This is a genomic window from Dysgonomonadaceae bacterium zrk40 (assembly GCA_016916535.1).
Classification (GTDB): Bacteria; Bacteroidota; Bacteroidia; order Bacteroidales; family Dysgonomonadaceae; genus Proteiniphilum.
Window position 1 is genome coordinate 777,968 of record CP070276.1, and the last position, 14,189, is coordinate 792,156.

At 54.9% G+C, this 14,189-nt stretch carries 16 protein-coding genes; 3 read left to right on the forward strand and 13 right to left on the reverse strand.

Annotated elements, in window-relative coordinates:
• Positions 1-7: 7 nt before the first annotated feature.
• The 12 genes from JS578_03415 to JS578_03470 form a co-directional block, all read right to left on the reverse strand.
• Positions 8-265, reverse strand: coding sequence for a 4Fe-4S binding protein (locus JS578_03415; protein ID QRX64314.1), 258 nt, complete (start codon positions 263-265; stop codon positions 8-10).
• 90 nt (positions 266-355) lie between these two features.
• Positions 356-1,135 (reverse strand): DUF2520 domain-containing protein, encoded by a 780-nt coding sequence (locus JS578_03420; GenBank protein ID QRX64315.1) that lies wholly within the window; start codon positions 1,133-1,135, stop codon positions 356-358.
• Between the two features lie 21 nt (positions 1,136-1,156).
• Positions 1,157-1,669: a gliding motility lipoprotein GldH gene (locus JS578_03425; protein ID QRX64316.1), complete on the reverse strand. Its 513-nt coding sequence runs from the start codon at positions 1,667-1,669 to the stop codon at positions 1,157-1,159.
• Positions 1,638-2,870 (reverse strand): hypothetical protein, encoded by a 1,233-nt coding sequence (locus JS578_03430; GenBank protein QRX64317.1) that lies wholly within the window; start codon positions 2,868-2,870, stop codon positions 1,638-1,640. The genes JS578_03425 and JS578_03430 overlap by 32 nt, the downstream gene beginning before the upstream one ends.
• A 90-nt stretch (positions 2,871-2,960) precedes the next feature.
• Positions 2,961-4,070, reverse strand: a complete 1,110-nt coding sequence (locus JS578_03435; GenBank protein QRX64318.1) for a DNA polymerase III subunit delta — start codon at positions 4,068-4,070, stop codon at positions 2,961-2,963.
• Positions 4,070-5,020: a methylenetetrahydrofolate reductase gene (locus tag JS578_03440; GenBank protein ID QRX64319.1), complete on the reverse strand. Its 951-nt coding sequence runs from the start codon at positions 5,018-5,020 to the stop codon at positions 4,070-4,072. The genes JS578_03435 and JS578_03440 overlap by 1 nt, the downstream gene beginning before the upstream one ends.
• A 38-nt stretch (positions 5,021-5,058) precedes the next feature.
• Entirely contained in the window at positions 5,059-6,378 is a 1,320-nt protein-coding gene (gene rseP / locus JS578_03445; protein ID QRX64320.1) for an RIP metalloprotease RseP, read from the reverse strand.
• Between the two features lie 51 nt (positions 6,379-6,429).
• On the reverse strand, positions 6,430-7,590 hold the full coding sequence (locus JS578_03450; protein ID QRX64321.1) for a 1-deoxy-D-xylulose-5-phosphate reductoisomerase: 1,161 nt from the start codon (positions 7,588-7,590) through the stop codon (positions 6,430-6,432).
• Between the two features lie 75 nt (positions 7,591-7,665).
• Complete coding sequence (locus JS578_03455) at positions 7,666-8,676, reverse strand: ABC transporter ATP-binding protein (GenBank protein ID QRX64322.1); 1,011 nt, start codon at positions 8,674-8,676, stop codon at positions 7,666-7,668.
• A 44-nt stretch (positions 8,677-8,720) separates the two neighbouring features.
• Positions 8,721-9,239 (reverse strand): 16S rRNA processing protein RimM, encoded by a 519-nt coding sequence (gene rimM, locus JS578_03460; protein QRX64323.1) that lies wholly within the window; start codon positions 9,237-9,239, stop codon positions 8,721-8,723.
• Positions 9,240-9,243: 4 nt separating this feature from the next.
• Positions 9,244-9,840, reverse strand: coding sequence for a DUF4290 domain-containing protein (locus tag JS578_03465; protein ID QRX64324.1), 597 nt, complete (start codon positions 9,838-9,840; stop codon positions 9,244-9,246).
• Positions 9,841-9,911: 71 nt separating this feature from the next.
• Complete coding sequence (locus JS578_03470) at positions 9,912-10,859, reverse strand: glucosaminidase domain-containing protein (protein ID QRX64900.1); 948 nt, start codon at positions 10,857-10,859, stop codon at positions 9,912-9,914.
• A gap of 4 nt (positions 10,860-10,863) precedes the next feature.
• On the opposite strand from JS578_03470, the gene cdd reads away from it, so the two are divergent.
• Positions 10,864-11,346 (forward strand): cytidine deaminase, encoded by a 483-nt coding sequence (gene cdd / locus JS578_03475; protein ID QRX64325.1) that lies wholly within the window; start codon positions 10,864-10,866, stop codon positions 11,344-11,346.
• A gap of 9 nt (positions 11,347-11,355) precedes the next feature.
• On the opposite strand, the gene JS578_03480 is transcribed toward cdd, so the two are convergent.
• The gene (locus JS578_03480) at positions 11,356-11,856 is read right to left on the reverse strand and encodes a DUF4348 domain-containing protein (protein ID QRX64326.1); all 501 of its coding nucleotides are present in this window, start codon (positions 11,854-11,856) and stop codon (positions 11,356-11,358) included.
• 172 nt (positions 11,857-12,028) lie between these two features.
• On the opposite strand from JS578_03480, the gene JS578_03485 reads away from it, so the two are divergent.
• Positions 12,029-12,871 carry a DUF4922 domain-containing protein gene (locus tag JS578_03485; protein ID QRX64327.1) on the forward strand — a complete coding sequence of 281 codons (843 nt, stop codon included), beginning with the start codon at positions 12,029-12,031 and terminating at the stop codon, positions 12,869-12,871.
• 83 nt (positions 12,872-12,954) lie between these two features.
• Positions 12,955-14,187, forward strand: coding sequence for a phosphoserine phosphatase SerB (serB, locus tag JS578_03490; GenBank protein QRX64328.1), 1,233 nt, complete (start codon positions 12,955-12,957; stop codon positions 14,185-14,187).
• Positions 14,188-14,189 lie beyond the last annotated feature (2 nt).

A 14,189-nucleotide genomic window follows, 5' to 3' on the forward strand; every position in this document is an offset into this window, starting at 1 on the left:
TTTAAATTTACAGGTTCACAACAGGCTGCGACGGTTCCTCCACTTTCATTCTGTAGATGGTAAGGCAGCCATCGGGGCATACATAACCGCAGTTGGCACAGCCGATGCAATCATCGGGATTTTTCATATAGACATAATGATATCCGCGGTTGTTCACCTCTCGCGGCTGCAGTTCCAGCACACCGGTGGGACAGGAAACCACACAGAGGTTGCATCCCTTGCACCGTTCAGTGTTTACCTCTACATAACCCTTTACTTTTGCCATTATCGGAGTGGTTTTTAATATAAATTAATGAATACAAATATAGTGTTTGTTTCGCAAGATTTCAATTTTATGGGTCACTTTTTTTTGACATTAGGAAAGCTGCCGGTTTCTTTTTGTCAACTCTGCAATGCTCCCGCTCAGGAGGCGGTAGATCTCCCGCAGGTGGGGGTCGGTGATCTGATCGAGATGTTGCTGCATCACCTTTTCGTCGCCGCGCACGGCGGGACCGGTCTGTGCGGCTGCAGGCGGCATCTCTTTCACTTTGGCCGCAGTCTCGGCGATCAGCGGCAGCAGCACATCGAACGGTATCTCCCCCTCATTGAGGATCTCCGCAGAGAGGGCGTAAAGGTGGTTGACGAAGTTGCAGGCGAAGACGGCAGCCAGGTGCAGCTTCCTCCGCTTTGCTCCCGGCAGGTGATAAACGTTGCGGGATAGGGTGTGGGCCAGCTGCTCCAGCATCGCAGCATTCGCAGGGGTGCTCCCCTCTATGAAGAGTGGTATCTCCTCAAAAGAGAGCGCCCGATTCCTGCTGAAGGTCTGCAACGGATAGATCACCCCGTAATGGCTCTTTCGCGCGGCGAACAGCTCCATTGGGAGGCTGCCGGCGGTGTGCGCCCAGAGGCCGCCGATATCGGGCATGCGTGCAATTACCTGGGGCAACGCGTCATCTTTCACACAGAAGAGATAGAGGTCGGCATGCGGGGAGATTTTCCCCATGTCGGTAAGGGGTACAGCACCCACTCTTTCCGCGAGTGCCTCTGCATGAGCAGCAGTGCGGCTCCACACCTGCAGGAGGGTGTGTCCCTTCCCGGTGAGAGCCGTGGCGAACTGTGTGGCGACGTTGCCGGCGCCGATCAGGATTATCTTCATGCTTGCTGCTTTTCTGTTGTGTTACTGATGTTCTGCTGCCGCAACCACCTTCACCCCTACCTTCTCGATGCCCGGCAGGGGGTCATCGGCCATCAGATGGCGTATCCTCACCTGATAGGGTCTGATGGGTTCTTCCACCCTCATACGGATGTAGGGGACTGTGAGCTGGTGCAGTCCCCCGGCACTGCTTCCCAGAAACTTACCCTTCTCGTCGGCCAGCAACAGTTGCAGGGTGTCTGCCCGGAAGAGGGTGTCGCTGATGTTCTGTTCTACCAGCATCCAGAGATCACGGTAGGGATAACGATTGTTCGAGGTGATCTCAAACGAGAGCTCCAGCAAGGGCCCTTCCGGTTGGAACAGGCTATCGGTGGTGAACAGCAGGAGGGAGTCGCGATGCCACTCTCCGCCTTCTATTTGTCGGTATTGGTATGATGTCTTATCGCCGTTGCAGGAGAGTGTCGGCAAAAGCAGAAGGAGCCATGCCAGCGGCACCGGCATCAACCTACGCTTCACTGTCACCCTGGGATCCCTCATTGCGCGGTCGGCGGTTTACACTCTTTTTTTGCGCTCCGTTGTTGTCGGTTCTTTTCTTACGGGGCTTCCTCTTTTTGCGTGGCTGACGCGATCTGTCGTTGTCGAAACGGGTGATGCTCTCATCCAGCAGGTCGTTTTGGTAGGAGGTCTCCTTTTCAGGTTCGACTCTCCTCTCATCGATCAGCTTCAACGGTTTCTTCCCTTTCCTGTTCATCGAGATGACCTCAAAAACACGATCCTTGTGTATCGTCTCCAGGTTGGAAGCGTTAAATTTATCGGAGGAGTAGGTCATCATGCCGGAGAAGACATCGGTCTTGAAGTGATAGTAGCTCGAGTCCTGGGTCTCCAACACGATCTCGCGCGAGGGAAGGGAGCGCTGTGCCTCCACGTATACATCCACCTCATAGTTGAGGCAGCACTTCAGCTTGCCGCACTGTCCCGCCAGCTTCTGCGGGTTGATGGAGAGATCCTGGATGCGTGCCGCCGAGGTGGATACCGAAACGAAGTTGTTCATCCAGCGACTGCAGCAGAGCTCATGACCACAGGGACCGATGCCGCCTATGCGGCCTGCTTCCTGACGGGCCCCGATCTGTTTCATCTCTATCTTGACACGAAACTCGGAGGCCAGCACCTTGATCAGCTGTCGGAAGTCGACCCGCTCGTCGGCGATGTAATAGAAGATGGCTTTGTTGCCGTCACCCTGATACTCCACATCGCCTATCTTCATCTGCAGTCCCAGCTCCTCAGCGATCTGGCGCGAGCGGATCATGGTGGACTGCTCAAGGGCCTTGGCCTGTTCATATTTCTCCAGGTCGGCAGGACGTGCCAGGCGATAGATGCGACGCAGGCCTCCGTTGTTCTCTTCGCGGAAGTTGTTCTTCTTCATCTGCAGCTCCACCAGCTTACCGGTGAGAGTGACCGTGCCGATGTCATGACCGGGAAGGGCCTCCACTGCCACCAGGTCGCCCAGGCGGAGCTCCAGGTCGTTGCTGTTGATGTAGTATCCTTTGCGGGTGTTCTTGAACTGCACCTCTACCATCTTGGTCGCTTTCTGGAACTCAGGGAAGTCGTGCAGCCAGTCGTAGACGTGTAGTTTGTTGTTGTGTCGGGTGCATCCCTTGCACCCCTTGGTATTTCGATCGGTTACCGCTTCCAGAGGAGCGATGTCCGAGAGCTTATCTGCCAATTGTTCTTTATCCATAATGGTTTTATATAATTGATCGCTTTTCCCGGAGGGAAAGGCTAGACTTTTTGATGATATTTGATCTTAAACAAAATGCAAGGTACAAAATTATTTTTTCAATAGCACCGTTACCTTCAAACAAAGATCGAGAAAGATGATTTTCGCATTGCCGTTCTGCTCTATCTGACGGTGTGCCAGCGAGAACTCCTCATCGAAGGCTTCGATGTTCTGTTCGTTGATGAAGGGGGCAAAACGATCGCCGAACTGTTGCTCCTCGCTGTTCAGGTAAACGATTTCGGGCAGTTGCATGTTGCTCACGAAATATTCACGGAAGAGCCGGAGCGCGTAGAGCAGGAAGCTCTTCTGACGGTCGCGGCCAATGCCGGCGAGCGTTCCCGCCACCTCCTTGATGCTCTTTATGTTTCGCGATACCGACGCACGCATCATCTCCTTGAACAGCTCAAATTGATATGCCCTCTCCTCGGAGGAGGTGAGCAGCTCGACGGCACGGGTAAAGCTGCCGTTGGCAATGCGTGCACAATCAATTGCCCGGGAGTGATCTATCGCATAGGTTCGTTCGAGGGCTGCGGTCATCTCCTCCATCTCGATGGACCTGATCTGCAGCGGTTGACAGCGCGACCAGATTGTTTGCAACACATTCTCACGATCTTCGGAGACCAACAGGAACACGGTGTTGGCTGGTGGTTCCTCCACCATCTTCAGCAGCTTGTTGGCGCAGCTCTCGTGCATCTTCTCCGGCAACCAGACGATCATCACCTTGTAGGGTGCCTCATAGACCTTCAGGTTGAGCTTTCGGATGATCTCATCGCTCTCCTTGGCATAGATGAGTCCCTGTGCGTTCTGTGCATCGATAAAGGAGAGCCAGCTGCCCAGGTTGAAGTAGCGGTTCTCCTTGAGAAACTGACGCCACTCCGGCAGGTACTCGTCGCTCACCTTCGACTTGACTACCGGGAAGACGAAGTGCAGGTCGGGGTGCGCCAGCTTGTCGAACTTGTGGCAGGAGGGGCACTCGCCGCAGGCATCATCGCTCCCGCGGTTGGAACAGTTGAGGTAACGCGCATAGGCGATGGCCAGCGGCAACTTCCCCACCCCCTCGGGACCGTAGAAGATGCGGGCATGCGGAATGTAGCCCCGCTGCACCGACTCAATGAGGTGGCGCTTCACATCCTGCAATCCTATGACATCGCGAAAATACATCAGTAGATCTCTTTCGCCACCCGCCGGACACTCTCGGTGGCCATCAGCGAGTAGAAATGAATGGAGGGCACCTTGTGTGCCACCAGCTCGCGGCACTGGGCAATGCACCACGCTACCCCAACCTCTTTGGCTTCCTCATCGTTTTTGCACTTGCGCAGCTCTTTCTCCAGCGGCTCCGGTATCTCGGAGCGGAAGATCTGGGGCAGCACGGTGAGCTGGCTCAAGAGGTGCACCGGCTTGATGCCCGGGATGATGGGGATGGTGATGCCCGCGGCGCGGCAGCGCTCCACGAAGGCAAAATACTTGCTGTTGTCGAAGAACATCTGGGTGACCAGGTAGTCGGCCCCGTTGTCGGCTTTCATCTTGGTGTAGAGAATCTCCGACTCCATGTTGGGCGACTCCTCATGCTTCTCCGGGTAGCAGGCCATGCCATAGGAGAAAGGTGTCTCGGGCGGCGTGAAGGAGGAGCCGTCGAAGGCGATGCCCCGGTTGAAGTTGTTCACCTGCTCCTGGAGTCCGGTGGCATGGTCGTGACTATCCATGCTGCGCTGTTGGGCGTCGAGCTTCTTGGTGTCGCCGCGCAGCAGCAACAGGTCGGTCACCCCCAGAAAGGCGAGGTCGATGAGTGCATACTCGGTCTCCTCTTTCGAGAAGCCTTTCGAGATGATATGGGGCACGGCGCGGATGCCATAGCGGTGTTGTATGGCGGCGGCGATAGCCACCGAACCGGGCCGCTTGCGCACGTTAGTCTTACGGTAGACACCACTCTCATCTTCCCGATAGATGTTCTCGCTGTGGTGGGTGGTGATGTTAATGAATTTGGGATCGAACTCCTTCAGCCGGTCGATTGTTTTGAACACCTGCCCAATGCTGTTCCCCTTGAGCGGGGGTAACAGCTCGAAAGAGAAGGCGGTCTGCTGTGTCTTGTCAATCAGTTCCGAAATCTTCATGATGATTCTCTGTTGTTTTTATATCCTATCGTGACACTTTAAAAGATTGCCCGAATCAGGTCCATGCCGTTGGCATAGAGTACCAGGCCAAAGAGCAGCACCATCCCTGCAATCTGGGCATACTCCATGAATTTCTCATTGGGCTTGCGGCGGGTCACCACCTCGTAGATGAGGAACATCACATGACCACCGTCGAGTGCCGGTATGGGAAGGATGTTCATGAAGGCGAGGATCACCGACAGGAAGGCGGTCATCAGCCAGAAGGCCTGCCAGTTCCACTGCGCCGGGAAGAGGTTGCCGATGGCGCCGAAGCCACCCAGCGAGGAGGCACCCTCCTTGGTGAAGACATACTTGAACTGGGCCACGTAATCTTTTAGCGTCTGGATGCTCATCCGGATGCCGGCCGGGAAGGACTCGAAGAAGCCGTAGCGGAGCGTCTCGGTGCGGTAGATCTGGGGGGCCGCCATGGCGTAGAAGCCGAGGGTGCCGGCGCTGTCTACCGCGATGCTGCTGTGCTGCAGGGTGCCGTTACGGTAGTAGTTGAGCGTCACCTCACTGTTGCGGTGGCTGTCGAGGGCGGCACGCAGGTCGCTGAATGCGGGGGTGGCAATGCCGTTGACTGCCGTGATGCTGTCGCCCTCCTGCAATCCGGCAGTGTGGGCAGCGCTCCCCTCCATGGTCTGGTAGACCACTGCCGGCACGCGGTAGGCGGCGAAGCCCTCCTTGTCGGTCAACAGCGTCTGCATCAGCCCCTCGGGGATGGTCAGCTTCACCTCTTCACCGTTGCGCAACACGGTCACATGTTCTGCGTCGGCGATGTCGAGGAGGGTGCGCACGCCGAAGCGTTCCAGCTCCTTCTCATCGGCACGCAGCAGGATGTCACCATCCCGGAAGCCTGCATTGTGTGCTGCCTGGCTGTATTCCATGCCCTGTGTCACGTTGCGTAGCGGCAGGTAGGTATCGTTCCAGGCGAAGAGCACCATCGAGTAGATGAAGAAAGCGAGCAACAGGTTGAAGAGCACACCGCCCACCATCACCAGCAGGCGTTGCCATGCCGGCTTGGCGCGGAACTCCCAGGGTTGCGCCGGGAGTGCCATCTGTTCCTTGTCCATCGACTCGTCAATCATGCCGGCAATCTTGACATAGCCCCCTAGGGGGAGCCATCCCACGCCATACTCGGTATCACTTCCCTTCGGCTTGAAGCGGAAGAGTGCGAACCAGGGATCGAAGAAGAGATAAAATTTCTCCACCCTGATCTTGAAGATCCGGGCAAAGAGGAAGTGGCCGAACTCATGGATGACGACCAGTATGGAGAGACTCAGAATGAGTTGCAATGCCTTGATAAGAAATATTTCCATTGGTTGATTCGTTATTTCGTTGTTTCGTTGTTTCGTTGTTTCGTTGATATGCTAACGGGCCAGCTCGCCGAAGAGGACGCGGGTCTCGGCATCCGATTGGAGGTAGTCTTCGAGCGAAGGTGATTGCACGAATGTTGCCTTCTGCATCGTCTCCGCAATCAGGTGGCTCATCTCAGTATAGCCAATCCGCTCCTGCAGAAACATCCCGACAGCCACCTCGTTGGCAGCATTCAGGATGCAGGGCATGTTGCCACCCTTCCCTATCGCCTCGTAGGCGTAGGTGAGGTTGGGAAACTTCTCCCTGTCGGGACGCTCAAAGGTGAGCTGCGACAGCGCGAAGAAGTCAACCGGCGGGATATCTGAACGCAGCCGCTCCGGGTAGGAGAAAGCATACTGAATCGGCATCCGCATGTCGGGCTGACCCAGCTGGGCAATCACCGAGCGGTCCTCGAACTGCACCATGGAGTGGATGATCGACTGGGGGTGCACCAGCACCTCAATCTGCGAGGGTTCCACGCCGAAGAGCCACTTGGCTTCGATCATCTCAAACCCCTTGTTCATCAGCGTGGAGGAGTCGATGGTCACCTTCTCACCCATGTTCCAGTTGGGATGGGCCAGCGCCTCTGCGCGGGTCACGCCCCTGAGCTGTTCGCTGCTGAAGTTGCGGAAGGGACCTCCCGAGGCGGTGAGCAGTATCTTCTCGATGCGATTGTTGCCTTCACCGTTGAGGCACTGGAAGATGGCAGAGTGCTCCGAGTCCACCGGCAGCACCGCAGCACGCTTCTCGAGTGCCAGGTTTGTGATCAGCTCACCGGCAACCACCAGCGTCTCCTTGTTGGCCAGGGCGATGCTCTTGCCGGCAGTGATGGCACTGATGGTCGGTTTCAGTCCTGAGAACCCTACCATGGCAGTGAGCACCATGTCAATCGCTTCATCCCGCACAATCTCCTCAATGGCACTGCTGCCGCACCACACCTTCATGGGCAGGTCGCTGAGCGCCTCCTTCAACACGGAGTACTTCAACTCATTGGCGATCACCACCACCTCGGGACGGAAACGTCGTGCCTGTTCGATGAGCAGCTCCACACTGTTGTTGGCCACCAGCGCATAGGCTTCAAACCGTTCCGGATAGGAGGCAATCACATCGAGCGCCTGCCGGCCGATGGAGCCGGTAGATCCAAGAATTGCAATATTTCTTTTTTTCACTTCCATTGAGGGAGATTTGCCTGTATCAGGATGCAAAGATAATAAAAAACGGGATGCTCACGTTGTTGCCGTCAGGGGGATTTACAGTGATGAATCCATTTCTGAAAGGCTCCGCAACATCTCATCGATGCTGTGGGTCACAACCTGCCTGTTGCCACCGGTAACAACCCACCGGTTCTGCTCCTCGTCGACCGTCAGGTGGAGGGGTGCACCGGCATCTATGCGCCACCCCTTGCGTGAGAGCGCCTTGGTGGTCCAGCGTGCCATCAGCCCCCGGGGGTGTGACACCTGCGTGGCCACCCGCTTGTCGAGTTGCTTCTGCACCACGAAGCTGCCATACTCCTTGTCAAACTCGTAGGAGGGGTGACGAAATACGATGTCGAAGCTGCCGTTGAGCACCAGGTCCTCGGGGGCCCCCACGGTGATCCCCTTGCCCTGCTCCATCAGCCAGAGCTTGTCGGCCACCTGCATGGCGGTCTCCAGCTCATGCGTAGAGATGAAGATGGTCTTGCCGGTCTCGCGTGCCAGCATTTGCAGCAGCAGCATGATGTTGATGCGGTTGGGCAGATCGAGGTGTGAGGTAGGCTCGTCGAGCAGGATCAGGGGGGTGTCCTGGGCCAGCGCACGCGCAATGAAGACACGTTGCCGCTCACCGTCGGAGAGCTCGTGGATGTTGCGTTCACCAAACCCTTCAAGGTAGGTCATCGCGATGGCACGGTCAATCACCTGCTGATCCTCCCCGGTGAGGCTGCCCAGCCAGCCGGTGTAGGGATCGCGGCCGATGGAGATCAGCTCCCTCACGGTGAACGAGGCTACCGACTCCTGCCCGGTGAGTACGATGGAGAGCAGCCGGGCTCTTTTTTTAGGGGTGAGGGTGTGGATATCCTTGCCGTTGAGCAGGATGTTGCCGGCCCAGATGGGTTGCAGCGAGGCGATGGAACGCAGCAGAGTAGATTTGCCGCAACCGTTCTTGCCAATGAGGGCAATCAGTTCGCCCTCACGGGCGTTCAGCGTGAGATCCGACTGTACGATATGTGGATGTCCGTGTGTGTGATAACCGATGCTTACCCGGTCGAGCTGGAGAATGGGCATATCTGATCTGTCAGTTGGGCGGGAGCATGAATCCTTGTTACTCCTCAATCAATCAATCCCTCGGGGATAAACATCTCGAGGCGCTTCTTCTTCTCATCTATGGCAACAATAAAATCTTCCGTGGCAGGGATCAGATGCTCTTTGTCGCCTTCTCTGACGATGAACAGCACATTCATTGTGCTGTCTTCCACCGCATCGATCACCCCCAAAGTTGTGCCATGTTGGTCGGTAATGGTATAACCGATGAACATTCGCCAGTCATTTTCCTCCTCCGCATCGGCTGTCTCCACCAACTCGCGCGGCAGCAGCACGTCGAGGCGACTGTAACGTGCGGCTGTCACTTCATCCTCTACATCTTCAAACTTAACCCTGGCAGAGGTGTCGGTCACGAAGGTGAACTCCTCCACGCGGAAGGGTACCGGGATGCCCTCTATTTCCAGGAAATAATCATCCGCATCCAGTTCAGCATATGCTCTTTGGTGGAAGAGCAGCACCAGCTCGCCCCTGATACCGTAAGGTTTCTGGGTGCGGGCTACCGGCAGTAGATCATTTGCTGAGATCATGACTTTATTTTCTGCGTTGGTACTTGATGTTCTTCAGTTTATCCCGGTTGTGGCCATTCATCTTGATTTCCGGAATGGTGTAATGGCTGCTGTTCATATCCAATTTCCCTTTTGAGAGATCCCTCAGGTCCTGAAAGATCTTCTCATCGTCAGCCTCCTTGTTCCATTGTGAGTAGGAACGTTTCATCTGAGCGAGCAGCATCCGTATCAACTGTTTACGCTGTTCTCCCTCCTCCATGTTGGCGGCGATCTTCACCATCCGCTCCAGGATCTTGCCGTAGTGGCGGTAGCGCATCGTGGGACGGCTGTAATCGAGGTGCCCCGGTGCAGAGTAGAGATCCTCTTTCTTGATCACCTCATAGGGATATTCAATGTCGAGCTGGAAGTCCGACATGATGGCCAGGTGATCCCAGAGGATGTGCTTGAAGTTGTTCACATCGCGCAGGTGCGGGAACAGGTTGCCCATGATGTCAATCACAGAATAGGCACACCGCCTTCTCTCCTCCGGATCGGCGATGCCCACGCAGTGGTCCACCATGTTCTGGATGTTGCGGCCATATTCCGGCAAAAGCAGTTTCTCTTTTTGTGTGTTGTATTGCATTGTTGTAAAATATTTTTAGCATTCAGTGATTAGTGGTTAGCTATGAACCATGAACTTACCAACGTTTTAACCTATCTCAATTTGAGCACATCCCCCTCCTCGGGAATGTATTCGTAGCGCTTCTTGTTGAGCCGGTAGAGGTTCCGCATCCGGATACCATACTGTTGCGAGATGCTGTACATCGACTCACCCACCTGTACGGTGTGGAATTCATACGGTTTGTCAGCCCGCGCTTTCTTCTTCTGGAAGTAAACGATGTCACCCTCGCTCAGTGGAAAGTCGGCAGGGACCTCGTTGAACTTCAACAGCTCCTCCACATCAAAACCAAACTCGCGGGCGATACCGGCATAGCTGTCGCCGCTGACGGCAATCACATATACCAACCCATGTGTGATGTAGGGCTGGTGCTCCCAGATGGCCCGCGATGCCTCAAGGCGGCGCCGCTCCTCCCGTTCGCGCCGGCTTACCCCCTTGCGGTACTTCGGGTCATCGTAGCGATAGAGCTCATAATCCTCTATCAGCTTGATCAGTTTGTTGGCATAAGCCCTGTCGGTGGCGTAGCCCAACTTCTGCAATCCCCTGGCCCACCCTTTGTAGTCGGTCAGCGAGAGATCAAAGAGGGCACGGTAACGTACGCCTGCCACAAGGAACTCAGCGTGATCACGATAAGACTCTTCCACGGTTTCATAGCTGCGGAAGCAGTCGTTGGGTGTATCGTCGGCCGCGTAGACCGACGGGCCGTTCCAGCCGCGATGACACTTGATGCCAAAGTGGTTGTTGGAGCGACGTGCCAGTTCACTCATCCCGGCACCCGATTCCAGGATGCCCTGTGCCAGGGTGATCGATGCAGGGATGCGATAACGTTCCATCTGTTCAACTGCCATGTCGCCGTAACGATCAATGTAAGCCTCGTAGGTGCTCACCCTCTGTTGTCCGTGAAGCCTGGCAGGAACAAATAAAACAGAGAGAATGACAAAGAACGGTAAAATTACCCTATATTTGTGATACAAAAATTGCATTACGATGGTCAAAGAAATCAATTTATCCACAAAGATAGCTGTTTATCCGTTAGAGGAATGCTCTGAAACAGAAAAAAAGTTGATCGAAGCTGCCAAAAAGGCAACGGAGAAAGCTTATGTTCCCTATTCCGGTTTTTCGGTGGGCGCTGCCCTGCTGCTGGAGAACGGTGAAATTGTAAGCGGCAACAACCAGGAGAACGCGGCCTACCCTTCGGGGTTGTGTGCTGAACGGACTACCGTTTTCTACGCCAATGCCAACTACCCCGAAGAGAAGGTGATGGCAATCGCCATTGCGGCAAACTACAAAGGCTCCTTCACCGAAGATGTGATCACCCCCTGTGGAGCCTGCCGACAGGTGCTGCTCGAAACGGAGAACCGCTTCCATGCACCCATGAAGGTGTTGATGTATAGCGAGAAGGGTGTTTACGTGATGGAGAGCATCAGAGACCTGCTGCCCCTCAGCTTCGGCGATGAGATGCTGAAGTGACCGGCCGGTTTAGAAGGAAGCTTCATAGAGGGTTACCAGATACCACTCATCATCGATTTTGGAAAAGTAATAGTCGGCATAGATGCCATTGTTGATGCCTCGAATCTCAACAACGGCCGTATCATTCCTGAAACGAACCACCTGATAATACTGATCGTAGGGACGGGTGAGATAGGTACTGTCGTATGAGAGGTCAAGCTGTTCCCAGTCGTACTTGCCAATCGACTCCTCCTTGGGGGCCATCCCCTCATCACCGGTATCGGGTACGATGACGCTGATGGGGAACTTGATGCGGCGCAATTGAAATTGCGAGTCGTTGCTGAAGCGTTCGATAAAACGTTTGAAATCCTCCTCCTGCGTAAGCTGCACCACCATTGTATCGGCTTGCTCAACAACATTTGAGAGAGTGTCTTCTGCGTCAATGCGGTTGCTCTGTTGACCCTTTCCGCTGCATGAGATGAAAAGGATGGTGATCGTGGGGAGTAAAAGGAAAAAGATTTTACGTTTCATTGCTTTCGAAGATGGAGAGTTTACACTTATAACCTAAACCACACACAAAGGTATAAAAAAAGTTGATACCCAAAGAGTAATGTCGTTTTTTTTTATTGAAAACCATTTCCCAATCGTTCTTTGATGCAAAATAGAAATAATCCTTATCTTTGCTTCACAAAATCGACACTGAATGAACCTTCAAAGAGCCATTGACGATCTCTTTGCTGCTCAGATTGAGGAGTGGCCCCAATTGAACGATGCGGTTGCCCGCCACCAACTGGTACGGGAGCGATCTATCAGCTGGGGTGATGACTTCGAGATACGGCTGCAGTACAACCCTGCCAGAAGCATCTCTTCCACGGCCAGCATCGGGCAGGAGGCCATCAGCCGGCGACCCTGTTTTCTCTGTGAAAGCAACCGCCCCCCCCATCAGCGGGGGATCCCTTTCCTGGAAAAATACATCATCCTTTGCAATCCCTATCCCATCCTGCGCAACCACCTCACCATCCCACTCCATTCACATGTGCCGCAACGCATCGGAAAGAAAGTGGGTGAGATGCTGCAAATGTCCGAACAGCTGCCCGATTACGTGGTCTTTTACAACGGTCCCGCCTGTGGGGCCTCCGCACCCGACCATTTTCACCTGCAGGCAGGGTTGAAGATGCCCGAGTTATTGCAGGGAGACAACGAACTGAGGAGCTGCCTGATGATGGAGGGTGACACTCTGCAGGAGACGGAAGAGCTCTTCAATGATGTATACAGCTACCTGCAGGGAAGAGATGCCGGCAAGGAGGAGCCGATGCTCAACCTGATCGCTTTCACTCACAACAACCGCTATCACCTGCACCTCTTTCCGCGCAAGGCTCACCGTCCCCGTCAATATTACGAGACGGGCGAGAGACAGCTGCTTGTAAGTCCCGGCGCCCTCGACATGGCAGGGCTGATGATCATGGTGAGGGAGAAAGATTTCAACAAAATGAGGCATCATGACATCGAGGATATCTACGCCCAGGTCTCCCTGCCGGTCATCTGAAGATTGCAACGTTGGGAAATTAACATGTTCATAGTTCAAAAACAAACTGACTACTAACAACTGACAACTGACAACTGAAATATATGCAAAACTCAGAAATCATTCTCCTGAACATCAACGGGGAAGACAAGCCGGGCCTGACTGCAGCCCTCACCGAGATCCTGGCCAAGCATGGCGCCTTCATCCTCGACATCGGACAGTCGGACATTCACCGTAACCTCTCACTGGGCATCCTCTTCAAGTCGATGCACGACAACTCGGGTGAGATCATGAAAGACCTGCTCTTCAAGGCTTATGAGATGGATGTCAACGTGCGGTTTACCCCCATCACGGCAGAGCGCTACTCCAACTGGGTAAGACAGCAGGGTAAGAACCGCTACATCATCACCCTCCTGGGCAGGATCCTCACGGCCAAGCAGATCGCTTCCGTCTCGCACATCATCGCCGAGCAGAACCTCAACATCGACAACATCGTCCGCCTCACGGGACGCATTCCCCTCGATGAGGAACAGCGCGCCCCCAAGTCGTGCGTCGAGCTCTCGGTACGCGGCACCCCCAACGACCGCCAGCGGATGCAACAGTCGTTCCTGGAGCTCTCCTCCGACCTCAACTTCGACATCTCCTTCCAGGAGGAGAGCATGTTTCGCCGCATGCGGCGCCTCATCTGCTTCGACATGGACTCCACGCTCATCCAGACCGAGGTGATCGATGAGCTGGCCATGCGTGCGGGCGTGGGTGATCAGGTGAAGGCCATCACCGAGTCGGCCATGCAGGGAGAGATCGACTTCGAAGAGAGCTTCCGCCAGCGGGTACAACTGCTCAAGGGTCTTGATGTCTCGGTGATGCGTGAGATTGCAGAGCAGCTGCCCATCACGGAAGGGCTGAGCCGGCTGATGCGGGTGTTGCAGAAGGTGGGATTCAAGACTGCCATCCTGTCGGGTGGATTCACCTATTTCGGCAACTACCTGAAAGAGAAGTATGGGTTTGACTACATGTATGCCAACGAGCTGGAGGTGGAGAACGGAAAGCTTACAGGCAACTACCTGGGTGATGTGGTGGATGGCAAGCGGAAGGCGGAGCTGTTGCGGCTCATCGCACAGGTGGAGAAGATCGACCTGCGCCAGACGGTGGCCGTGGGTGACGGTGCCAACGACCTGCCGATGCTGGGCATCGCCGGTCTGGGCATCGCTTTTCATGCCAAGCCCAAGGTGAAACAGAATGCAGATCAATCGCTCTCAACGGTCGGCATCGATGGCATCCTCTATTTCCTGGGCTACAAGGATTCAATGCTCGACAGCAGGTTGCTGAACGGTTAAAA

Coding starts and splice junctions, on each gene's coding strand:
- rimM (QRX64323.1), bottom strand. CDS start 9,239: ATGATCTCAGCAAATGATCTACTGCCGGTAGCCCGCACCCAGAAACCT.
- JS578_03470 (QRX64900.1), bottom strand. CDS start 10,859: ATGCAATTTTTGTATCACAAATATAGGGTAATTTTACCGTTCTTTGTC.
- JS578_03440 (QRX64319.1), bottom strand. CDS start 5,020: ATGAAGATTTCGGAACTGATTGACAAGACACAGCAGACCGCCTTCTCT.
- JS578_03480 (QRX64326.1), bottom strand. CDS start 11,856: ATGAAACGTAAAATCTTTTTCCTTTTACTCCCCACGATCACCATCCTT.
- JS578_03420 (QRX64315.1), bottom strand. CDS start 1,135: ATGAAGATAATCCTGATCGGCGCCGGCAACGTCGCCACACAGTTCGCC.
- JS578_03430 (QRX64317.1), bottom strand. CDS start 2,870: ATGGATAAAGAACAATTGGCAGATAAGCTCTCGGACATCGCTCCTCTG.
- JS578_03465 (QRX64324.1), bottom strand. CDS start 9,840: ATGCAATACAACACACAAAAAGAGAAACTGCTTTTGCCGGAATATGGC.
- JS578_03485 (QRX64327.1), top strand. CDS start 12,029: ATGAACCTTCAAAGAGCCATTGACGATCTCTTTGCTGCTCAGATTGAG.
- JS578_03450 (QRX64321.1), bottom strand. CDS start 7,590: ATGGAAGTGAAAAAAAGAAATATTGCAATTCTTGGATCTACCGGCTCC.
- rseP (QRX64320.1), bottom strand. CDS start 6,378: ATGGAAATATTTCTTATCAAGGCATTGCAACTCATTCTGAGTCTCTCC.
- JS578_03425 (QRX64316.1), bottom strand. CDS start 1,669: ATGAGGGATCCCAGGGTGACAGTGAAGCGTAGGTTGATGCCGGTGCCG.
- JS578_03435 (QRX64318.1), bottom strand. CDS start 4,070: ATGTATTTTCGCGATGTCATAGGATTGCAGGATGTGAAGCGCCACCTC.
- JS578_03415 (QRX64314.1), bottom strand. CDS start 265: ATGGCAAAAGTAAAGGGTTATGTAGAGGTAAACACTGAACGGTGCAAG.
- JS578_03455 (QRX64322.1), bottom strand. CDS start 8,676: ATGCCCATTCTCCAGCTCGACCGGGTAAGCATCGGTTATCACACACAC.
- cdd (QRX64325.1), top strand. CDS start 10,864: ATGGTCAAAGAAATCAATTTATCCACAAAGATAGCTGTTTATCCGTTA.
- serB (QRX64328.1), top strand. CDS start 12,955: ATGCAAAACTCAGAAATCATTCTCCTGAACATCAACGGGGAAGACAAG.